Raw genomic sequence first — 21,707 nt, forward strand, 5'->3', positions numbered from 1 at the left:
GCTTTCTACTCGTGAGTAGCATCCAGGTCTCCGACCAAATGTTCATCGCGGCACCCGGCGAGGTTGTCGCGAGGGCAATTGCGGCGCCGAATCGGTGGCGTGGTTGGTGGCCCAAACTGTCGGTGTCCGTTCGCGAGGACCGCGGTGCGAAGGGCGTCCGCTGGATCATCTCGGGCGAGATCGACGGAACCATGGAAGTGTGGCTCGAACCGATGCTCGACGGCGTCATCGTGCACTATTTCGTTCACGCCGAACCCACGGCGACGCCGGTCAACCTGGTCGCCCTCAACCGGAAGTACCGCGTCAGCGGAAAAGCGATGTCGTTCGACTTGAAGCGCGAGATCGAAGCGGGTCGCCCCGCTGGTATCCCACCGGCAGCCATCGGCGTCTGACATGCGCCCATCGCTTCGCTCGCTGAAACCACTCCCGTCGCCATGGAGTCGTCCCGAACCCAAACGCAGAGGAATCAGGCAGCAACGTGGCTGAAGAAACGATGCGCTCGATCACGATCGATGCGCCGGCGGCAGACATCATGGCGGTCATCGCCGACTTCGAGCGGTACCCGGAGTGGGTCGAGGCCGCGAAAGAAGTCGCGGTGCTCGAGCGCCAAAGCGATGGACGCGCGATCCTCGTGCACTACGTTCTCGATGCCGGCCCGGTCAAGGACACCTATGCCTTGCAGTACAGCTGGGCGCCCGACGGGCTTTCGGTCACCTGGGAGCTGGTCCGCAGCGAGCTGCAAAAGACGCAGGCTGGGCGGTATTCGCTGCAAACTGAGGACGATGGGTCGACGACCGTCACCTATGAACTCACGCTCGACCTCAACATCCCGGTCATCGGGGTGATCAAGCGCATGGGCGAGCGCGTCATCACCGACACCGCACTTCTGGAACTGAAGAAGAGGGTCGAGAGCTGAACGGTGGTCTGGATTCGGAGTGCCGGGTCGAGATCTTCCTCGGCAAAGGCGGAGCGGGGAAGTCGACTCTCGCTGCGGCTACGGCGTTCGCCCGCGCGGCCGAGGGTAAGCATGTCCTCCTCGCCTCGATTGATCAGGCCCATTCGCTCACCCAGATTCTCGATCTGAAGACCTCACATAAACCGGGCCAACCGTCGTCGATCCAACGCGTCGATTTCGGGCTCGATGTCCTGGAGATCGACACCCTCGCGCTACTCGAAGAGCGATACCGGAACCTCGTGAAGCTGGCGGGTGTCGGGCAGGCCTTGGGTCAGGTTTCTCCGGTGACGCCGCTTGATCCCCGGGAAGTCGCCGGCCTGCCGGGCGTCGAGCCGATCCTCGCGCTCGCTGAACTCGCGGAACTCGTTGCCGACGACGACTGGGACGTCGTGATCATCGACTGCCCGGCGACCGCGGAGGCGATGTCGGCCCTGACCGCTCCGGAAATCCTGCTCGGGTATCTCGAGCGGATGTGGCCGCAGGAGCAGCGGTCGAACGAAGCGCTCTCGGCTGGACTGCGCACCGCGATGATGGCCGGCGGAGTCGAACGGATGTCTTCGACGGTCAAGTCTGTCCGCAGCTTGCTCGGCGATGCGCGCCGCACGTCGATCCACCTCGTGACGACACCCGATCGCGTGAGTTTCGCCGAGTTGATGCGGACGCGTTCGGCGGTGGCACTCGCCGGCTTCCGGGTCAGCGACATCATCGTCAATCGTGTGGTGCCGGAATCCGCCGCCGAATCCAGTGGGTGGCTCGCCTCCCGCCGCACTCAGCAGCAGCAGGTCATCGCCGAAATCCGGGCTGCGATCTCGGAGATCCCGGTGCAACTCGTTGACGACCTGGTCGCCGAGCCAATCGGCCGTGCCGCATTGGAGTCACTCAGCGAAGGACTGCTGCCACCGGATGAGCACATCGAGGTGCGCAGCGTTTCGGTCGTGCCGCGCGATGGCGGCACGGCGCTGAGATTCTTCCTTCCGGTTGCCGATCCAAGGTCGGTGACGTTGGCTCGGATCAGTTCCGATCTGATCGTCGGAGCGGACGGTGCCCGCCGCCGAATTCCGCTGGACCCGGACCTGCGCGCGTGTACCGTCGTCGGTGCGGAATTCGACGGGCAGTATCTCGTCGTCATGTTTTCCGCGAAAAGCTAGGGGGTCTGGTGGTCGATTTCGAAGGCGCCGGAGGAGTCGATCTTCGCGCTCTACTCGACGACGCGATCGGCAAGATCGAGCCGCTGTTGAAGTCGGCGGCCGCCGCCCAGTCCGAGCAGACTCCGTGCACGTGGTGCCCGATCTGTCGGGCTGCCAATGCGGTCAAAGGCCACGAGCAGGACCTGTTTGCGTCGATCGCCACGCAGGGCGGTGCATTGCTCAGCGTTCTGAAGGACGCGATGAGCGGGCTCGGCACCCCCGAACACAAGCCCGCGGAGACTGCGCCGGCTGGTGACTCGACGACCGAGTTCACCGAAATCCCGATCACGATCAAGCCCTGACATGACACCAGCCGTCGGTGCCTTAACAGTTGGTATCGACATCGGCGGAACCAGCATTCGTGCGTCGGTTGTCGATGAGTCGGGTCAGATTCTGGACAGCGTTCGCATGCCGACTCCGAATTCGGCGTGGGCGCTGGAAGACAGCATCACGCGGGCCGTAAACAAGTTGGCATCCCGCCATACCGTCGGTGCAGTGGGACTTGCGGTTGCGGGTTTCGTCACATTGGACCGGCAGATCGTGCGGTTCGCGCCGCATCTGCCCTGGGTCGACGCGCCGATCGGCCGAATACTCTCTGACCGGGTCGGACTGCCCGTCATCCTCGAGCACGACGCAAATGCAGCGGCGTGGGCGGAGTGGAAGTTCGGTGCTGCGGTACGCGGCCACAACATCGTGCTGGTTGCGATCGGGACTGGCATCGGCGGTGCGCTGCTGACCGACGGTCAGCTCTACCGAGGCAGCTATGGGGTGGCTCCGGAGTTGGGCCATATCCAGGTCGTACCGAATGGCCGGGGCTGCCCGTGCGGGAAGCATGGCTGCTGGGAACGTTATTGCAGTGGAACAGCTTTGGCGGATACCGCGATCGAGCTGTTGGCCACGGAACCGGAAGAATCCTCGATCCTCATGCAGGAGGCGATGATCGATCCGGACACGATCACCGGGCGTCGGGTGGCCACGGCAGCAGCCGACGGGGACCCGATCGCGCTGGCGGCGATGGACGAGTTCGCGCAGTGGCTGGGGGTGGGATTGGCGATGGTCAGTGACGTCTTCGACCCCGATCTCATCGTTATCGCCGGGGGCGTGAGTAGTTCTGCGCAACTGTTTCTCGACACTGCGCGTGAGCACTATGGCGCGCTCATCACGGGCGCTGCACATAGGACAAGAGCGCGAATACGAACCGCTCAGCTCGGTGAATCTGCTGGACTGATAGGAGCCGCTGATCTGGCTCGCGCGGCGCTGGTGAATTAGAGTTGCCAGTGTTCGAGTGCTGCCGCGATCCGGGGCCGAGCGACGAAACGTAAAGGAAGACATGACCGGTTGGTTTTACTGGCTGCTGAAGTACGTTCTCGTCGGACCGTGGATCAAGCGGTACAACAAGGTGATCATCGAGGGCCTCGAGAACGTCCCTGATGACGGTGCAGCGATCATGGCGGGCAACCACCTGTCGATCGCCGACTGGTTGTTCGTGCCGGTCGCCGTCAAGCGTCGCATCACGTTCCTCGCCAAGTCCGAGTACTTCACCCGCCCTGGATTCAAGGGCGCGCTGGAGAAGTTCTTCTACACGCAGACCGGCCAGGTGCCGATTGACCGTAGTGGCGCGGACGCCGCCGAGGCTGCCCTCAACACGGCCAAACAGCAGCTCGAGCTGGGCCGCCTGGTCGGCCTTTACCCCGAGGGCACGCGTTCGCCGGACGGCCGTCTCTACAAGGGCAAGACCGGGGTTGCCCGCCTCGCGCTGGACACCGGCCTGCCGGTGATCCCGATGGCGGTCATCAACACCGACAAGGTGTCACCTCCCGGTTCGAACCGTTGGTACCGCGTCCAGGTGACCGTGAAGTTCGGCAAGCCGATGGACTTCTCGCGCTATGCCGGCCTCGCCGGCAACCGCTTTGTCGAGCGCGCGATCACCGACGAGATCATGTACGAGCTCATGAAGATGTCGGGCCAGACCTACGTCGACGTCTACGCCTCAACGATCAAGAACAAGAAGTCGTCGACCAAGGCCACCGCAGACCGCATCCCGGATACTCGGGCCGGGTAGCGGCATCGCCTGGTGAAGTACTTCTACGATTGCGAGTTCATCGAGGATGGGCGAACGATCGATCTGATCTCGATCGGTGTGGTCGGGGAGGACGGTCGCGAGTTCTACGCGGTCTCCACCCAATTCGATCCCGACCGCGCCGGTCCGTGGGTCCGTCGTAACGTCCTGCCGAAGCTGCCGTCGCCCGCCGATCCCGCGTGGATGTCGCGCGATCGAATTCGTGACTCACTGCTGAAGTTCCTGGTTCCGACGCGCAACGCGCGGCCGGAACTATGGGCGTGGGTCAGTGCATACGACCATGTTGCGCTGTGTCAGCTGTGGGGCCCGATGACGGCGTTGCCAGACGTCATGCCGCGGTACACCCGCGATCTCCGTCATTACTGGGAGATGCACGGCAGTCCCACGCTGCCGCCGCTACCTGCGCAAGCGCACGACGCGCTCGCCGACGCGCGCCACAATCTGGCCAAGTACCAGGCCATTGAAGCCGTGCGTTCGGACCAGGCTGGAAAGCGTTAGAAGCGACCCCATATCCTTGACAGGTGAGTTGGAGTGTCGACCTTCCTATCGATCAGCTGCCTACCCTGCCACCGCTACCTTCGGACCTGCGCCGCGACCTTGACGAAGCACTCGCCAAGCCCGCCAAGCAGCAGCCGAGTTGGCCCGCAGACCAGGCCGCTGCCGCGCGAACGGTCCTCGAGAGTGTCCCCCCGGTCTGCGTCCCTGAAGAGGTCGACAGCCTCTTTGAGCAGCTCGCTCAGGTAGCGGAGGGCAAGGCCTTCCTGCTTCAGGGCGGTGACTGCGCGGAGACGTTCTTTGACAACACCGAGCCGCACATCAAGGCCAACATCCGGACGCTGCTGCAGATGGCGGTCGTGCTGACCTATGGCGCGAGCATGCCGGTCGTGAAGGTTGCGCGAATCGCAGGTCAGTACGCCAAGCCGCGCTCGGCGGACCTTGACTCGCTTGGTCTGCCCTCGTACCGCGGCGACATGGTCAACTCGATCGAGCCCGACCCGGCGCTTCGCGTGCATGACCCGGGCCGTCTCGTCCGTGCGTACGCCAACGCAAGCGCCGCGATGAACCTGGTTCGTGCGTTGACCGGGTCCGGTCTGGCCGACCTGCACAAGGTGCACGACTGGAATCGCGCCTTCGTCGCGGAGTCGCCCGCGGGTGCTCGCTACGAGGCGATGGCACGCGAGATTGATCGCGGTCTCGCGTTCATGCGTGCGTGTGGTGTTTCCGACCCGAGCCTCAAGAGCGCGCAGATCTACGCCAGTCATGAGGCCCTCGTTCTCGACTACGAGCGCGCGATGCTCCGAATGCGCAAGGACGAGCAGGGAACTGCGTCGCTGTACGACCTGTCGGCGCACTTCCTGTGGATCGGCGACCGGACGCGTCAGCTCGACCACGCGCACATCGCGTTCGCCGAACTGCTCGCGAACCCGATCGGTCTCAAGATCGGCCCGTCGACGACGCCGGAGATGGCCGTCGAGTACGTCGAGCGCCTCGACCCACGCCGCCAGCCCGGCCGCCTCACGCTGATCTCGCGCATGGGCAACTCGAAGGTCCGCGACCTGCTGCCGCCGATCATCGAGAAGGTCAAGGCGACCGGCCACAAGGTGATCTGGCAGTGCGACCCGATGCACGGCAATACCCACGAGAGCTCGACGGGTTACAAGACGCGTCACTTCGACCGCATCGTCGACGAGGTCCAGGGCTTCTTCGAGGTGCACCGTGACCTCGGCACGCACCCGGGTGGCATCCACATCGAGCTGACCGGTGAGAACGTCACCGAGTGTCTCGGCGGTGCGCAGGACATCTCTGACCTGGACCTCGCGGGCCGATACGAAACGGCATGCGACCCGCGCCTGAACACGTCGCAGTCGCTGGAGCTGGCGTTCCTCGTGGCGGAGATGCTGCGCGACTGAGCGCGGAAGCTGCTATCGGGCAGGAAAACCGGCGGTCATCGCCGGATTTCCTGCCCGATGTGCGTTAGAGCGCGAAAAGCGTGACGGACGAGCCGGGATCGACTTCGCGGCCGGCGACCGGGAACTGTGTGATCACGGTCGATGCGTCGTTGCTCGTGAACTGACGAACCGTGACTTCGAGCCCGGATTCAGTGAGGATCGTGCGTGCCTGGGCGATCGTCTTTCCGGTCACCGCCGGGATCGTCACCTTCGGGGGCGGACCTTTGCTCACGGCGATCTTCACCGTGCTCCCGACCGGGACTACAGCGCCAGGCGCGGGAGTCAGCTGGGCAACCTTGCCGGCCGGCACCTTGATGCTGAATACCGGTTCGGTGTCGACCGCCTTCAACGTCACTTTGCTCAACATGTCGACGACCTTGGTGCGATCGGCGTTCTTGGGCAGTTCCGGAACGCGCGGCTGGCCCTTCGACAGGATTAGGGTGACCGTGCTCTTCTGGTGCGCCGACGATCCGCCGGCCGGATCGGTTCCGATCGCCAGATCGGGCCCGACCGAGTTCGAGTAGCCGTCGGAGAACGCCACCGAGAACCCGGCTTTCTCGATCTCCTTCTGCGCCTGCTGCTTTGACAACCCATCCACATTCGGGATGGTTGCGGCAGCGCCGATACCGGCGAACCAGCCGCCCATGGCAAGTGCGAGCGCAACCGCCACGATGAGCGTCAGCCACACCAGCACGATTCGGCGCGACTTCTTGCGGTTGTGAACCGCACCCGGGAACGGTGAGTACTGCTGTCCGGGGACCCGCGGTGCCGCTGGTGGCGAGTATCGCGGTGCCGGCGGCGGCTGATAGCGAGGTGCGGGAGGCACCCGTCCGGCCGTTTCCGACGGCAGGTATTCGGGTCGCGGCGTCATGGCCGTGAACACCCTGGTCGGGTTGGGTTGCTTGGGCTGTGCAGGCTGCTGTGGGACAACCGTGGTGGTGGCCGCGCTACCGGCCGGAATCACGCTCGGCATCGCGCGCGGTACCGGTGCGGCCGGCTGCGGTCGATGTGGGGCGGGCACCCGGCATGCCGGCAGATGCAGTTTCGCGGCGATGTCGCGCAATGCATCTGCCATGTGCGCGGCGTCGGCATAGCGTCCGGATGCGTCGCGGTTCGTTGCGACGGTGACGAGTTCATCGAACTCCGAGGGCACTCCCTGGATGCGCGAACTCGGTCGCGGGACGTCATTGTGCAGTCGCTGATACGCGATGGCGAGGGAGGTGTCGCCCGTGAACGGTGTCTGGCCCGTGAGCATTTCGAAGATCAAGATGCCCATCGCGTAGACGTCGCCCCGAGTGTCGGATTGACCCGTCGCGACCTGTTCCGGCGAGAGGTAGGCAGCCGTTCCGAGAATGACGCTGTTCGAGGTCGTGCCCGCGGCCGCGATGGCCCGGACCAGACCGAAGTCGGCGATCTTCACCTCGCCGGTGTCGGAGATGAGAACGTTCTCCGGCTTGATGTCGCGGTGGACGAGTCCGCTGGCGTGGGCGACACCCAGAGCATCGAGAACGGGTTCGGCGACCGCACGTACCGCGTGCGGGGGCATCGGTCCACGTTCGCGCAGTAAGTCGCGCAGAGTGCCGCCGTCGACGAGCTCCATGACGAGGAAGGGGAGGTCACCGTCGCGCCCGTGGTCGTAGACGGCGACCAGTGCCGGGTGCTTCAGCCGGGCGACCGACCGGGCTTCGAATTCGAAACGCGCCTGGAACTGCTCATCGCCGGCGAATCCGGGGTCCATGATCTTGATCGCGACGGGGCGGTCGAGACGCGTGTCGATAGCGCGATACACGGTCGACATTCCGCCCCGCGCGATCCGTTCGTCGATGCGATAGCGTCGGTCGACGAGGGTTCCGATCAAGCGATCGGTCTGCGACGTTGCGCCCGGATTTCCCACTCGACCTCCTTCGCCAGTTCGTCCTGATGCCGAAAAAGGCCCGGCGTCTGATTTCGATGGTAGCGAGAAACGACAAATCGACGCATCGACCATCCGCCCCGCTGCGTCATAGTCGCCGGTAGTGGCGATAACGTTATGTACCGTGAGTTCTTTCCCACACTGTCCGGACATCTTCGGGGCAGACATTCAGTTGCTCTCCATCGAGTCCGTCGCGCAGGCTCTGGGCCTGCCACACTCGCGGGTCGTTCAGATGCTTCGCGATCATCAGCTCATCGCGATCAAGCGCGACAAGGAGTTCGGTATCCCGGCGCAGTTCATCGATGGCGACCATGTGCTCAAGCAGTTGACCGGTCTCATCGCGGTGCTGCGCGACGGCGGATGGCAGGACGAGGAGGTCCTGCACTTCCTCTTCACCGACGACCCGTCGCTGCCGGGCAAGCCGATGGACGCGCTGCACGGACACCTGGCGCGCGAGGTCATCCGTCGTGCACAGGCGATGGCGTTCTAACTAACTGGGATCGCATCCGGCCCAGCGCCACAGCTGCGCGCCAAATTTGCAGACGTACGCCGCCCAGCCCGCCAATCGGCGCGCAGCTGTGAGTTAGGGGTGCGTTTGCGGGCCGTCCGGCGAACACCCGGGCAGTCCCGACTTCAGCCGACCGCGCGGTGTGCGAGTGCCTTTCCGGCCAAGGGGAGTGCGATCGCGAGCCGGCGGCGGTTGGGCACGATGACCCGGGTGTGCAAGACCGGGTATCCACCCTCCTCGATGTAGTCGAGGATCGACGAGTACAGCCGATAGGCGGCCCAGATCGCCGGCTGGGCGATCGGACTGAGCATCGGGATGCCCTGGACCGCGTACCGGTACTGGCCGCGATTGAGCGCGATGAAATGTGCGAGGGCCCGAACGAGTCGACGGTCGGTCGTTCCGGTCGCATGGCAGTGGCGGAGCAGGTCCTCGTCGACGCCGAAGGCTGCGAGTTCATCGGCGGGGAGGTAGACACGATCGCGGTCGAGGTCTTCGCCGACGTCGCGCAGGAAGTTCGTGACCTGGAATGCCTCACCGAGCGCAGCCGCGTACGGCTCGGCCTCATGCACATCGACGATCGTCCCGAGGACCGGGACCATCTGCAGCCCGATGCCGGCTGCCGAGCCGCGCATGTAGGCCTTCAGGTCGGCCATCGTCTGATACGAGGGGTGATACGTGGGCGTGCCGGGCAGATCCATGCGCATTGAGGCGAAGAAATCCCAGAAAGGCTCCGACGCGATGTCGAACCGGCGAATCGTGTCCGTGAGGGCGGCGAGAACGTGCCGGGTCTCGTCGTCGATGTCGTGGTCGTCCGGCAGTTCGACGCCGGAGGTCAGCTGACGGAGATAGTGCTCGAGCAGGTCGAGTTGCTCGGCGCAGTGTGTGTACGAAAGCTGGTGTCCCGCTTCGACGTCGATGACGTCGTCGACCATGCGGGCGAACGCGTACAACGCGTGGATGGCAGAACGGCGCTCCGCCGGAAGCATGCGCGTCGCCAGGTAGTACGTCCGTCCATGTCCAGCCGCGACGTTCCGTGCGTGCGTATACGCCGCACGCAGAGTCTCCTCAGACCTCATGCGTCGACGTGCTCCGCCAGATAGCGCTCCGCGGTGCGGACGCGCAGCGGATCAGGCTTGACGAGCGACCAACCCGCCAGAATCGCCACGAACGTCACCACGAGCACGTGAACGAGGTTGTACAGGCCGGTGTTGCCGTCGGGCAGGAAGATCAGCATGAGCCACGCACAGAGCCCGGTCATGATGGCCATGGTCGACCGCTTGAGCGAGAAACCCGCGGCGAGCGCGAGCGGCCACGAGTAGTACCACGGCAGCGCAGCTGGCGACAGGACCACGATCGCGACGAACGCGACCAGAATGCCCATGACGGCCTCGGCTTCGGTGCGGCGATAGCGCCACCATGACCACACCAGGATGGCCGCGAGCGCGAGCGCACACAGGGACCGGGTGACGGCGAGGACCGACGACAGGTCCAACGGCGTGAACCAGGTGACGATGTGCGCCAGGATCGTCGGCAGCGACAGCCAGTTGATGATCTTCGCCGAACCGGAAAGCGCTGTGAGCCAGCCGATTCCGACTCCGGCAACGAGTGACAACCCGGCAAAGATCACCAGGAAGATCAATCCGCCGAGCGCCGAGTTCTTGACGAACATGACGAAGGGTGGCAGCGGTTTGCGACCCTCCGCCTCACGGTCCTGGCGTTCGTGGATCATCCAGATCCAAATGATGAATGGCAGGGCTATGCCCGCGGTTGCCTTGATGGCAGCGCCGACCGTGACGACCGCGATCCCGGCGCCATGATGCCGTTCGAGGGCCAGTGCGATGCCGGCCGCCATCAGGCCGACCATGAGCAGTTCGTTGTGCACGCCGCCGATGAGATGGATCAGCACGAGCGGGTTGAGGACCGCGAGCCACAGGGCAACTGGCGGCTTTCCGCCGAGGTGGGTGGCGATGTGGGGGATCGCCCACATCATGAGCGCGAGACCGGGCAGCATCGCCAGCCGGAACATCATGGTGCCCGCGACCACGTTGTCCCCGGTGATCTTCGTGATGCCGTCGCCGATGAGAAGGAACAGCGGGCCATACGGACACGTCGTAGCGGTCCAGACGCTGCTGACGTTCTCCAGCAGAATGCCCGGGTTGGCCACGGGGCCGACGGCGTACGGATCGAAGCCGTCGCGCAGCAGGGCGCCCTGAGCGAGGTACGAGTAGGCGTCGCGACTGAACAACGGGACCGATAGCAGCAAGGGCGCGGTCCACGCCAGAACGACGAATCGGAGATCGTTGAGGCGGGCGCGACCGGCCATCGTTTCGCGACCGAGGCGCATCCACGCCATGATCATCAGTCCGACGCCGATGATGCAGACCAGTCGGGACAGCCAGAGTCCATGCCCGAATCGCAGCCACGACAACTGCGCCATTTCCAGCAGGGGATCGTCGCGGCGAACCGCTCCCGCGCCCAGGCCGCCGAACGTGATCAGCAGCGAAGCGTAGAACCCGAGAACCGCGGCCCGACCAGCGTCCGTGGGGAGGAACTCCCGAAGCCGGTCACGCACCGATGCTAGGCGGGATTCGGCTGCGGGCTGCGACACAGCGTCAGCTTAGCGGCTGGTTTCAGCCCCCATACGCTGTGCCGCAAGCTTTCCTGACAGAAGCACCGTGGGAACTCCCACACCGGGAGTTGTGCCACAGCCCGCCAGAACGATGTTGTCGGTTCGGCGGAGCAGATTCCGGGTCCGGAATGGTCCGGTTTGCCGGAACAGATGCGCCGCCGAAAACGGACTCCCGGCGAGCATGCCCGCCGCCTTCCAGGTTGCGGGGGTGTCCACTCGGTCGATCCGGAACTCGCTGCGCAGCCAGGGGTATCCCCGGCTTTCGAGGGTGGCCAACAGGTCCTGTACATACGACTCGGTCAGGGCATCCCAATCGAGCGGTGCGGAGTCGAGGTTCGGGCACGGCGCCAGAATCGAGAGTGGCTCCTGTAGTTGTCCATGGCGCATGAAACGCATGCTCGGGTCGGTCAGCGCCGGGCGCGTCAGCAGCAGCGAGGGGTCCGTCATGAGGCGGCCGAGACCCTCCGGTGCCGTGATTTCGTCAAACGTGCGCGACCATTCCGCTCCGAATTCGATGGTGTGGTGCGCCTGAATCGGCATCTGAGCGGCGATGGCGACCGGGATCGAGCCGTGGATCACGACGCAGGAGGGCGAGGCGTGGAGTCGGCGAGGGAAGCGACGCCGGCGGGGGATCAGCTTCTCGAGTTCGCCGAGGTCGGTCGTGACGATGAGGGCGTCGCACTCGATTCGGCCACCCGTCGTCTGGACGGCGGTCGCACGAGACTTCGTGAACTCGATCTCGGTGACCTCGGTGCCCGTGAACAGCTCGCCGCCCGCGTCGACGAACGCCTTCGACATGACCTCGGCGATCTGCCGCATTCCACCTCGCGGGAAATAGACGCCCAGCGAGGTGTCCATGTGCGGAATGGCGCCGTAGATCGCCAAGGCCTTGGACGGCGGGAGGCCGGCGTACAACGCCTGGAAGGTGTACAGGCGCCGGAGATCGGGGTCGGGGACGTACCGGCGAATTCGGTTCTCGAGCTTTCCGAAACCGCCGAGAAAGGTGAGTTTGGCCAGGTCGAGACGTGATTTTCCGGTGCGGATCATGTCGAGCGGAGTGTCGAAGTTCGCTGCCATGAAGCTGTCGAACTCGGCGTTGTACACGCGCTCGAGCCAGTGACGAAGTCGGCGATAGCCCCGGAGGTGCCGTCCGGCGCCGACCTTTCCGATGATTTCGTTCTCCATCTCGCGCTGATCGGAGTAGACCCGGATGGTCCGGCCGCCCGCGTATCGCGCCTGGTAGGCGGGTTCGATCTTCACGATGTCGAGCGCGTCGGCGGTGGCGCCGACCGCCTCGAGCGCTTCGGTGATGAGGTGCGGGAGTGTGAGAACCGTTGCGCCGTTGTCGATCTCGTAGCCGGGCAGCGAATACGTTCCGACGCGCCCGCCGACGGTGTCCGAACGTTCGATGAGGGTGACCTCGCGTCCCGCGCCCCGCAGATGCAGGGCCGCGGACAGTCCCGCGAGGCCCGCGCCCACCACGACGACGTGGTCGGCGGGACGGGTGACGGTACGCATCAGGCCGACCGCCGGGTCGCCGAGATCGCCATGGCGGCCAAGGCGACTTTCGCCTCGTCGGTCACGGTGCTGCCGTCGAGTGCCGCCAAGGCGGACTTCATGAGTTCGTCGATGCGGCGTTCGACCTCAGCCACGGCGCCGAGTCGGGTGAGGATTGCGCGGATGTCGTCGAGGCGCTCGGCGGAGACCTCGGTTCCGAGGCTCTCGCGGATGACGTGCGCCGCATCCGGATCTTCGACGTCCGCCTTGGCCAGCGCGACCGCGAGCAGCACCGTGCGCTTGCCTTCGCGGATGTCATCGCCGGACGGCTTGCCGGTCAGCGCCGGATCGCCGAAAACGCCGAGAAGATCGTCGCGCAGTTGGAATGCGATGCCGAGGTCATGCCCGAACTGGCCGTAGGCCGCGATGAGGTCCTCGTCCGCGCCGGCCAGCGCCGCACCGAGTTGCAGGGGACGCTCGATCGTGTACGCCGCGGTCTTGTACCGGCTGACCCGCAGTGCGGCCTCGACCGTCTCGTCGCCGCGAACCTCGGCTTCGATGTCGAGGAGTTGCCCTGCGATGACCTCGGTGCGCATCGCCGACCACACCGATTCGAGTCGAACCCCAGCCTCGGTCTCGACCCCGGATTCGGTCACCATGTCTTCCGACCACGACAACGCGAGGTCGCCCAGCAGGATCGCGATGCTCTCGCCGTAGCGGGCGCTGTCTCCGGAGTAACCCGCGCGTCGATGACGGCCGGCGTAGTCGACATGGACCGTGGCCACGCCCCGTCGAGTGAGCGAGGCATCGATGATGTCGTCGTGAATCAGCGCACACGCGTGGAGAAGTTCGAGCGCCGACGCGACGCCGAACGCTGCGTCCGCGGCCGGGCCGCTCGCCGGGCCGCCGGCACCACGGAATCCGAGCCACGCGAACGCCGGTCGTACCCGCTTCCCGCCCTGCAGCACGTACCGCCGTAAAGCGTCCACGACCTCGGGAAATGCGCCGCCGATCGACTCGACGATCGAGGCCCTCGACGCGAAGAACCGGCCGAGGGTCTCCTCGGCGGCGGCCACGATCGATTCCGAGGCCGACCCAGTCGGTGCGACCGGGCCATAGGACCCCGATCCCAGTCGAACGGCCCCGTTGTTCTTCGACAGCGCCAAACCCCCGCCTCCGGTTCCGCTTCGATGCCCATGAATCACGTCTCACTGTAGTTGGCCGCGCAGGTGCAAATCGTGCTGCGCTTATGCTTGCGGGGTGACCTTGCACAAATCTCGTGGCACTCGACCGGCTGACCGGCTGCGATGAAAAAGCAGTCGGTGATCGAACGCCTGCGCACGTACCCGCGCGGAGTTCTGCCGTGGTCGGTCGAGTTCTCGCCGCCGAAGGACGCCGAGGGCGAGGCCCGGCTGTGGCGCACCATTCGGCACTTCGAGCGCATGGATCCGGCGTTCGTGTCGATGACCTACGGTGCCGGCGGCACCACCCGCGACCGGACGCTGCGCATCACCGCCAAGCTTGCCGAGCAGACGACATTGCTGCCGGTCGCCCACCTCACCGCGGTCAATCACAGCGTCGCCGAGTTGCGCGCGATCATCGGGGCCTATGCGGCGTCGGGCATCACGAATCTGCTTGCGCTACGCGGTGACCCGCCGGGCGATCCGCTCGGGGAATGGCACAAGCACCCCGAAGGCGTCGAGTACGCGCACGAACTCGTGGCTCTTCTCCGCCGCCTGGGCGGATTCCACTGTGGCGTCGCTGCGCACCCCGAGGGGCACTATCGCTCACCCGACCTGGAGTCGGACACCCGGCATTTCGTCGAGAAGTTGCGCGCCGGTGCCGACTACTCGATCACGCAAGTGTTCTTCGACGTCGAGGACTACCTCCGCATGCGCGACCGGATCGTCGCCTGCGACCCCGAGCAGGGCGCGAAGCCGATCATTCCCGAGGTCATGCCGATCACTTCGCTGAACTCCGTCCGACGGATGGTCGAGCTCGCGGGCACCGCGCTGCCGAAGGAGATGAACGACCGACTTGCACGCGCTGCGGGTGACGGCGCGGACGAGGACCGTGCGGCGGTTCGCGAGGAAGGCATCGCGATCGCGACCGAGATGTGCCAGCGACTCATCGCCGAGGGCGTACCGGGAATCCACTTCATCACTCTCAACTTCGCAAAAGCGACGAACGAGGTGCTGACGAACCTCGGCCTCACCGGTCTAGGTGCGAAGCGATCGGCCACGCCAGGCCAGCTTGCCGCGTCGATGTAGGTAGTGCGACCGCAGCGTGAGATAGCTGTACGCCGCGATCGACGCGGGGTGCTTCGCGGCTTGCTTGAGGTCGACGGCCTGCGGATAGGTGCGTCGTTCGAGTGCTGCGGCGGCAACGCGCGATCCGATCGCCGCGACCACACCCACGGTTCCGACCGCACGCACCCTGCCCTTGCCGGCGATCATCGCGACGGGCGGGATGAGATAGCCGAGGCTCAGTCCGCTGAGCACGCCGAGACTTCCGAACAGTGATCCGAACTGCGACCACAGCCATTTCGAATAGCCGTCCTGTGCGCTGCCCCAGCCGTCGTACATGCGGCACTGGGCGAGCGATCCGGCGCCGACGAGTTCGGTTCGGTGGCCGTTCCGGCGTAGCTCGCGCGCGATCGCCAGGTCTTCGGTGATCGAACTCGCGACACTCGCATGTCCACCGATCTGGCGGTAGGCGCGAGCGTCGAAAACCAGGAACTGCCCACATGCCACCGCCATCGACGGGCGGCGGCTCCGGTTTGCCACGGAAACCGGCAGCGTCGAGGCCCACGACCAGGCCAACAGCGGCTGTAGGAGCCGTTCGGCGGGGGATTCGGCGATTTGCTGGGGCCAGGGGGAGATCAGCGCCGCGTCGGCGGAACGCAGGGCACCTACCGCGGCGTTGATCGCGTGCGGTTCGAGGCGAACGTCGGCGTCGATGAAAACCAAGATCGAGGCGTCGTCGGCAATCTGGGCCAGTTCATGACAGGCGGCCGACTTGCCGAGCCACCCCGGCAGCGGATCACCCGTCTGGCGGTGAACCTGAAAACGCGCATCCTCGCGACAGGCTGACACCGCGGCGTCGAACGTCTCGTCTGACGAGTCGTCATCCAGAATCACGACCGACATCTCCGAGACGCCGATCTGCGATTTCAGATCGGCGATGAGATCCGGAATCTCGAGCGCCTGATTGCGTGCCGGAATCAGGACGGCGACGTTCTCGGACGTGTCCGCGGTCGGGTCGAGAAAACGGAACGCCCGCAGGTTGTGCACGGCAATGACGGCCCCGCTGACGGCGAGGGACGCTCCGGCTGCCGCAATTGGGAAGCCGAACCGCTTGGTCATATCAGGAGCCTTGGTCGCTGGATGCGGGTTGCGGCTCAGCTGCCTTGTCGTCGGACGAAGCGTCCGACTCAGACTTCTGGGACTTGGAGCCGATCTTCGGCAACTTCGGAACGTTCGGAAGCTTGGGCATCTTCTTCTCGCGCAGTCGCTGGATGGCACGTTCGGCCGCGGCCGCCGCGGCACCCGCGGCCTGCGGACTCCGCGTCAGGAACGCCATGGCGCCAATGACGAGAGCGACACCGATCGCGACACCGCCGACGATGCCTGCCCACCCGGCGAAGCTGCGCGTGTTCGGGTCGGTGTACCGGACCTCGGCCCGGACCGTGTTGACCTCGCCGGGAGTGAACCGCCAGCTGACCACCGAGTCGCTGACACGGGTTCCATTCGTCGTCGAGATGCGCGCGGGGAAGGCCATCGTGAACGTGACGTCCGTGCCTTCCTCAGGCAGCCCCTTGAGATCGACCGAGCCGTCGAGCGCGACGAGGTCGCCGGCGCGCACGAGCTTGAGCTCGAACTTTCCAGCAGTGTCGTCGGACATCGCCTTGAGGTCGGCCAGCTCGCCGAAGTTGAGTTCGCTGAAGATCACCTGGCTGCCGACCATGCCGTCGCGGTTGTACGGCTGCACATGGAGGCGGTCGCCGAGAGTCGACGGCTCTTTGAGCTGCGGCCCCTTGTCCTTGTCGTTCTTGGGTTCTGCGGCGACCACGATCTGACCGGATACCCGGTCGTTGTCGGACACGGCCATCGAGACCTGGACCCGCAGACATGCGCTCAAAAAGGGCATGGCGAGCAGCAGCAGGATCGCGAGCGGCCAGGCACGGTGACGGAACGACCGTGACTCGGACGGCGGGACTGATGTCATTGCAGACAGCACAGCGAACATCGTGCCAGTCTCAGCGCCGCAAGTCGTCGGCCGACGCCCGCGTTGCGGGGAAAAGTCTGGTCCGTGTCCACATCGCAGCGGGAATCCCCAGGATGGCCATGCCGATGAATCCATAAGCTGCGGTCTTCCGCAGGGTCGGATCGAGGAAAACGATGTGTGCCGTCGCGGATCCGACCCAGGTCCAGAGGTAAGCGAGGACCGGAATCATCGGCATCTCCGGTTCGGACGTAGCGTCAGTGACGAATTCCAGGGCGACTGCCATGACCAGCGCGACGCCGAGCCAACCGGCGTAGTTGGTGAACGGAATCGTTCCCATACCCGGAACCACGACCTGACCGCGGCACCAGGTCCAGTAACCTTCGACGACCATCTGCGGGTCGAGGTAGAGATCCCATGCGGTGACCCCCACCGCGACCGCGGCGATCCGCAGTGCCCGCGTGCGGACCAGCAGGCGGGCGACGATCCATACCGGATATACGCCGCCGATCCAGGCCACCGGAATCAGCAGTGGGACGTCGAAAAAGAGCGGGCCGAGTCGGTCCGGTGTGTATGAGTAGCAGCCGAACGGGAAGCCGGTTGCGGTGCCGATTACTTCGGCGGCGTAGCCGATTCCACCCACGGTCAGCGCGTAGCGGAGTGCGGTGGCGCGTCCGCTGGTCGCGATGACGTGCGTCAGTGCGACGACAGCAGTGCCGGTGACGACGAGCACGGTCACGACATCGCGGACCGAACCGTGCGTGAGCGGGTAGACGATCTGCGCGAGAACCGTGCCGGCGAGCGCGACTGCCGGCGCGTTGCGATTCATCGTCGGCCCCGGAACGGATTACGGCGGTCGGCGAGGATCGTCCGTGCCGCCGACCGTCCACTGGCGCCATGGACGCCGCCGCCGGGATGCGTCGATGCGCCGGTCAGATACAGGCCGGGCGCGCCCGCAACTCGATAGCGCGCGAGCTGAGGAGTCGGGCGCCACATGAACATGTTGGCCAACGACATTTCGACGTGCATGACGTTGCCGCCGATCAGCCCCAACTCCTCGGACAAGGCAGCGGGAGTCTGCACATAGCGGTGGGTGATCGATTCGGTCAGGCCAGGTGCGAAGCGTTCGGCTTCCGCGACGATGTGTTCGGCTGCTGCCTCGCCGACGTCGGCCCAGTTGCGTCCGTTGCTCAATTCATAGGGATGCCACTGCGCCCACAGCGTCAGTTGGTGTTGGCCGGGCGGAGCGGTCGACGGGTCGAGGGCGGTGAAGCTCATGCCGAGCACAGCGGGCGTCGGCGGGAGCTCACCTGCCCGGGCCGCGCCGTGGGCCGCCTCGAGTTGTCGACGGTCGTCGACCAGAAGCTGGAGACCCGTAGCGGAAAGGTTCTGCGGGACAACTGGATACGTCGGGAGAGCGGAGGTGGCGAGGCGAACGGCCATGCCGATCCCGGGACCGACGTGAATCTGTTTGCGCCACGAGGCGAGCGCGTTGGGGTCGAAGCCCCCGCGGTCGAGCAGGTCGAGTGTGGTGAGGATGTGGCAGCCGGCCAGGACCCGACGCGCCCGAATTGTCGAGCCCGCGCTACGGACTTCCCACGTCGATCCGGTCCGGGCGATTGACTCGACTGCGTCACCGGTCGTGATGAGGCCGCCGTCGGCACGAATACGTCCGGCCAATGCCTGCGTGAGGGCACCGCTGCCGCCGATCGCGCGCCCGGGTGGGAGCGTGTGCATGAGTGCGGCGAAACCGACCATCGGTGCGGTGCCGGGTTCGGACATCGGCGGGCCGGATTGGGCTCCGAACCAGGCGAGTGCGGCTTTGAGTCGCTCGTCGGTGAAGTATTCGTCGAGCAAGGCGTTCCCCGACGAGAGGAACTGGCGCGACAGTTCGTCGGCGGTCTTGCGATTGGCGAGTCCCCAGAACGACCGGACGAGATGCCCTGGCGTCGGTGCTGCGGCAAAGGCACGCATGACCCGCTCGCTGCGGGGCCCCCACACGCTGACGAACCTGCGGTAGGCGTCCGCGTCGGACATTCCGCACGCGGCAGCGATCGAGGTGCACGTGGCGTCGAGGTCGCGGTGGAAGACGATGGCCGGTGCGGTGGACGCGGCGCGTGCGGGCGCGATCGCCCACGGATCGCAATCCACATAAGAGAGGCCGTGTGCGGCGAGATCGAGATCCTCGATGATCCCGGTGTGCCGGATCATGAGATGTGCGGACGACCCGCGGTCGATGAAATGGCCGGGGAATCGCTCTACGGTCGAGACGGCGCCGCCGATGACGGTGTCGCGTTCGACGACCTGAACACCCAGGCCAGACCGCGCGAGGTAGGCCGCTGCGACGAGGGCGTTGTGCCCAGACCCGACGACCGCGACGTCGACGACCTTCACGCGTGACGTCCATCGTCGGCGTGTAGTGGAAGTGCTCGACCGAGGACCGCGAACGGGCGCGCGTCTCCGGTGAACGTGAAGTGCCGCACGACATCGTGGAATCCGAGTCGTCGATACAGGTGCCATGCGCGATTCGACTCGCCGGCCACCTCGGGGGTCGAGAGCAGAACGGCGTGCTCGGTCCGGTTTCGGAGCAGGTGGCGCAAGAGTGCCTCGCCGAATCCTTGACCTTGTTCATCGGGCCGGACGTGTAGTTCGGTGAGTTCGAAGTAGTTGCTGAGAAGGTTCTTGATCTGCGCTTCTGGCCAGCCGCCCGCGCGCATTCCGTGCCGGACCTGCTCCTGCCACCACTGCTGGGCCTCGCCGCGGTATCCGTACGCCACGCCCGCAAGATGCTGTCTGCCCTCGCGACTGACGATCACCGCCGCGCCCTGCCACCCGCGTCGCGTGGTGTGCTCGGTCCACATCGGCGCGCGGCTGCGTTCGGTGCCGCGGGGGTAGTTCATCGCCTGGACGTAGATGTTGAGAGCTTCGGGGAGGTTGCGGCGGAAGTCGCTCGCCGAGAGGTCCACCAGCGTCGGCCGGGGAGCCTGGCCTGTGTCGACGGTTCTCACCTCTTCGCGAATGAACTTGTCGGAGGGTACGGCTATATTCAAGCGGTCGAATGGATGTTCGACTCCCATTGGGTGAAACGGGTGTGCTGGTGGCGTACGAGGGAAGCGGACGCCGCCAGTACATCTCACCCTTTGGGCGGCATTGTTATCAGCCGATCGGAGGCAGAATGTCCGGCGAGATGAGCCGTTTCCACCGAGGAGAAAACCCGAAGGCGTGGCTCGAGCGAGCTGATCGCCTGCTGATCGAATCGAACGGTGAGACCGAACCGGCCGACCGTTTTCTCACGGCCTATCTATCGGCGCTCCGTGGAGCGGCGGCCGTGATCGCGCAAGTGGTGCCCGCGCCCTCGGCGCGGCGTCGCCGAGGCACTGGAGGCGCATGGGCGACCATGGCCCGCCTTGCCCCCGAATTCACGATGTGGGCCGATTATTTCGCCGAATATTCGCCGCTGCGCGCCGCGATCATGTCAGGTGTGTCACGTCCGATGTCGGCCGAGCGGGCCGACGAGTTCTCCGCGCGGGTGACGGCGTTCCTGCACGACGTTGAAGATCATCTTGGGGAAACCGCCCGTCTAACTGGAGATCACGCGTGGTCGACGTCGCCAAACACGATCTCGACAGGACTCACGGCGTAGTTACACGGGATTTCTGCAGCAGATCGCTATTATGCGAGTTCTCTCAACTCTGGTGGCCGCGAGGCGGTTCTGCTTCTATCATTGGGAGCAGGTAGCCGATTGGGCTACTCGTCAGCCTGCAAAGGTGACGATCAGTGACGAGTGCCGGAGGAGGGACCGTGCCACTCTCCGAGCACGAGCAGCGCATGCTCGAGCAGATTGAAAGTGCGCTCTACGCCGAAGACCCCAAGTTCGCCTCGACTGTGCGAACCGGTCACGTTCGTGGCGTGTCCAATCGGCGTCGTACCCAGGCTGCCGCGTTGTTCGCTCTGGGTCTCGTGATGCTATTTGCGGGAATGTTCCTCTTCATGGTGAAGGTCGGAATCATTTCGCTGGCGGTGAGCCTTGCCGGCTTCGGACTGATGTTCGGTGCGGGTGTGATGTTGCTCCGTGGGAGCCCGGTAAAAGCAGTTCCCGACGGTCGCAGTAGTGCTTCTGGCCCTGCGCGAGCCGCCGGACCGCACGGATCATCACGCCCTCGGCAGACTCGGCGCCAGGCCGGATTCTCGGCCCGCATGGAAGACCGCTTCCGTCGTCGTTTCGACCAGCCGTAGATAACTGAAGGACTCAAAAGCCCGCATCCACTGGATGCGGGCTTTTTCTTGTCTCGGTGCTCGGAGATGTACCGCGTTTGGCTGGTTGCACACCGTTTGGCGTGCTGATTGGGGTGTGAGCGTGCGTTTGTGGGGTGGCGTGGGAGATGCACACTGTTTGGCTGGTTGCACCCCGTTTGGCGTGCTGAACGGGGTGTGAGCGTGGGGTTGGGGTGCGTTTGCAAGGACCACCCACTTCGCCCCACCGGCCACCCGGCAAGCCCCCACCTTGCCCCACCGGCGTTCCCCACCTTCACCCACTTGACACCATTTCGTGTCCGTCGCCTACAGCTGGCACGGTAAACACGCAGGTAGAGATGGGGGAGCGGCTGCCCTCCGGACCCCTGATCGCCCGGTATCGTCCACTGGACCGCCCATTTCCGGAAACCGCTCAGACCTGCGAATTCAGCCCGAAAAAACTTTCACCGAGTTCCGCGTGCCGCCAACGCGTGGGGGAAAGTGGGGTAAAGTGGGGTGCATTGGAGAGCAAG

The 21,707-nt window shown here is 65.3% G+C and carries 21 protein-coding genes and 1 pseudogene; 12 read left to right on the top strand and 10 right to left on the bottom strand.

Annotated features, from left to right (window positions below; translation table 11 throughout):
- The first annotated feature begins 11 nt into the window (after nucleotides 1–11).
- The 8 genes from F600_RS0104415 to F600_RS0104450 all read left to right on the top strand — a co-directional run bounded on the left by F600_RS0104415 (nucleotide 12) and on the right by F600_RS0104450 (nucleotide 6,132).
- A complete protein-coding gene (locus F600_RS0104415; protein ID WP_026306157.1) occupies nucleotides 12–392 on the top strand; it encodes a hypothetical protein in 381 nt (126 codons plus the stop codon).
- Between the two features lie 86 nt (nucleotides 393–478).
- Nucleotides 479–916, top strand: coding sequence for an SRPBCC family protein (locus F600_RS0104420; protein ID WP_018159380.1), 438 nt, complete (start codon nucleotides 479–481; stop codon nucleotides 914–916).
- A 32-nt stretch (nucleotides 917–948) separates the two neighbouring features.
- Nucleotides 949–2,103: an ArsA family ATPase gene (locus F600_RS0104425; RefSeq protein WP_026306158.1), complete on the top strand. Its 1,155-nt coding sequence runs from the start codon at nucleotides 949–951 to the stop codon at nucleotides 2,101–2,103.
- A gap of 8 nt (nucleotides 2,104–2,111) precedes the next feature.
- On the top strand, nucleotides 2,112–2,444 hold the full coding sequence (locus tag F600_RS30110) for a hypothetical protein (protein ID WP_018159382.1): 333 nt from the start codon (nucleotides 2,112–2,114) through the stop codon (nucleotides 2,442–2,444).
- A gap of 1 nt (nucleotide 2,445) precedes the next feature.
- Nucleotides 2,446–3,411 (top strand): ROK family glucokinase, encoded by a 966-nt coding sequence (locus F600_RS0104435; protein WP_018159383.1) that lies wholly within the window; start codon nucleotides 2,446–2,448, stop codon nucleotides 3,409–3,411.
- 61 nt (nucleotides 3,412–3,472) lie between these two features.
- Complete coding sequence (locus tag F600_RS0104440; protein WP_018159384.1) at nucleotides 3,473–4,204, top strand: lysophospholipid acyltransferase family protein; 732 nt, start codon at nucleotides 3,473–3,475, stop codon at nucleotides 4,202–4,204.
- 12 nt (nucleotides 4,205–4,216) lie between these two features.
- Nucleotides 4,217–4,720, top strand: a complete 504-nt coding sequence (locus F600_RS0104445; RefSeq protein WP_018159385.1) for a polyadenylate-specific 3'-exoribonuclease AS — start codon at nucleotides 4,217–4,219, stop codon at nucleotides 4,718–4,720.
- Between the two features lie 23 nt (nucleotides 4,721–4,743).
- Entirely contained in the window at nucleotides 4,744–6,132 is a 1,389-nt protein-coding gene (locus F600_RS0104450) for a class II 3-deoxy-7-phosphoheptulonate synthase (protein ID WP_018159386.1), read from the top strand.
- Between the two features lie 64 nt (nucleotides 6,133–6,196).
- On the opposite strand, the gene pknB is transcribed toward F600_RS0104450, so the two are convergent.
- A complete protein-coding gene (gene pknB, locus F600_RS0104455; RefSeq protein ID WP_018159387.1) occupies nucleotides 6,197–8,065 on the bottom strand; it encodes a Stk1 family PASTA domain-containing Ser/Thr kinase in 1,869 nt (622 codons plus the stop codon).
- Between the two features lie 142 nt (nucleotides 8,066–8,207).
- Between pknB and F600_RS0104460 the strand changes: the two genes are divergently transcribed.
- A complete protein-coding gene (locus tag F600_RS0104460; protein WP_026306160.1) occupies nucleotides 8,208–8,573 on the top strand; it encodes an Rv2175c family DNA-binding protein in 366 nt (121 codons plus the stop codon).
- A 143-nt stretch (nucleotides 8,574–8,716) separates the two neighbouring features.
- Here F600_RS0104460 and F600_RS0104465 read toward each other — a convergent pair whose 3' ends face one another.
- Genes F600_RS0104465 through F600_RS0104480 form a run of 4 tightly spaced genes read right to left on the bottom strand, consistent with a single transcriptional unit; the run spans nucleotide 8,717 to nucleotide 13,883 of the window.
- The gene (locus F600_RS0104465) at nucleotides 8,717–9,667 is read right to left on the bottom strand and encodes a phytoene/squalene synthase family protein (RefSeq protein WP_018159389.1); all 951 of its coding nucleotides are present in this window, start codon (nucleotides 9,665–9,667) and stop codon (nucleotides 8,717–8,719) included.
- Nucleotides 9,664–11,199, bottom strand: a complete 1,536-nt coding sequence (locus tag F600_RS0104470; protein WP_081628715.1) for an alpha-(1->6)-mannopyranosyltransferase A — start codon at nucleotides 11,197–11,199, stop codon at nucleotides 9,664–9,666. Before F600_RS0104470 ends, F600_RS0104465 begins: the two co-directional genes overlap by 4 nt.
- 9 nt (nucleotides 11,200–11,208) lie before the next feature.
- The gene (crtI, locus tag F600_RS0104475) at nucleotides 11,209–12,738 is read right to left on the bottom strand and encodes a phytoene desaturase family protein (RefSeq protein WP_018159391.1); all 1,530 of its coding nucleotides are present in this window, start codon (nucleotides 12,736–12,738) and stop codon (nucleotides 11,209–11,211) included.
- Nucleotides 12,738–13,883, bottom strand: coding sequence for a polyprenyl synthetase family protein (locus F600_RS0104480; RefSeq protein WP_018159392.1), 1,146 nt, complete (start codon nucleotides 13,881–13,883; stop codon nucleotides 12,738–12,740). The genes crtI and F600_RS0104480 overlap by 1 nt, the downstream gene beginning before the upstream one ends.
- Before the next feature lie 141 nt (nucleotides 13,884–14,024).
- On the opposite strand from F600_RS0104480, the gene metF reads away from it, so the two are divergent.
- A complete protein-coding gene (gene metF / locus F600_RS0104485) occupies nucleotides 14,025–14,987 on the top strand; it encodes a methylenetetrahydrofolate reductase [NAD(P)H] (protein WP_018159393.1) in 963 nt (320 codons plus the stop codon).
- Here metF and F600_RS0104490 read toward each other — a convergent pair.
- The 5 genes and pseudogenes from F600_RS0104490 to F600_RS0104510 form a co-directional block, all read right to left on the bottom strand.
- The gene (locus F600_RS0104490; protein WP_018159394.1) at nucleotides 14,937–16,082 is read right to left on the bottom strand and encodes a glycosyltransferase family 2 protein; all 1,146 of its coding nucleotides are present in this window, start codon (nucleotides 16,080–16,082) and stop codon (nucleotides 14,937–14,939) included. The two genes, metF and F600_RS0104490, sit on opposite strands and share 51 nt — an antisense overlap.
- Nucleotides 16,083–16,272: 190 nt before the next feature.
- Nucleotides 16,273–16,944 (bottom strand): annotated as a pseudogene (locus tag F600_RS26955) (LppM family (lipo)protein); the annotation flags it as partial.
- Nucleotides 16,945–16,975: 31 nt separating this feature from the next.
- Nucleotides 16,976–17,770, bottom strand: a complete 795-nt coding sequence (locus tag F600_RS0104500; RefSeq protein ID WP_018159396.1) for a carotenoid biosynthesis protein — start codon at nucleotides 17,768–17,770, stop codon at nucleotides 16,976–16,978.
- On the bottom strand, nucleotides 17,767–19,335 hold the full coding sequence (locus F600_RS0104505; protein ID WP_018159397.1) for a phytoene desaturase family protein: 1,569 nt from the start codon (nucleotides 19,333–19,335) through the stop codon (nucleotides 17,767–17,769). The genes F600_RS0104500 and F600_RS0104505 overlap by 4 nt, the downstream gene beginning before the upstream one ends.
- A complete protein-coding gene (locus F600_RS0104510) occupies nucleotides 19,332–19,949 on the bottom strand; it encodes a GNAT family N-acetyltransferase (protein ID WP_026306162.1) in 618 nt (205 codons plus the stop codon). The genes F600_RS0104505 and F600_RS0104510 overlap by 4 nt, the downstream gene beginning before the upstream one ends.
- A gap of 167 nt (nucleotides 19,950–20,116) precedes the next feature.
- Here F600_RS0104510 and F600_RS26960 point away from each other — a divergent pair, with 167 nt between their 5' ends.
- Both F600_RS26960 and F600_RS0104520 read left to right on the top strand, forming a co-directional pair.
- Entirely contained in the window at nucleotides 20,117–20,584 is a 468-nt protein-coding gene (locus tag F600_RS26960; RefSeq protein ID WP_018159399.1) for an SAV_6107 family HEPN domain-containing protein, read from the top strand.
- Between the two features lie 158 nt (nucleotides 20,585–20,742).
- On the top strand, nucleotides 20,743–21,177 hold the full coding sequence (locus tag F600_RS0104520; protein ID WP_018159400.1) for a DUF3040 domain-containing protein: 435 nt from the start codon (nucleotides 20,743–20,745) through the stop codon (nucleotides 21,175–21,177).
- Nucleotides 21,178–21,707 lie beyond the last annotated feature (530 nt).

Origin of the sequence: Smaragdicoccus niigatensis DSM 44881 = NBRC 103563, assembly GCF_000380645.1 — a bacterium.
Classification (GTDB): Bacteria; Actinomycetota; Actinomycetes; order Mycobacteriales; family Mycobacteriaceae; genus Smaragdicoccus; species Smaragdicoccus niigatensis.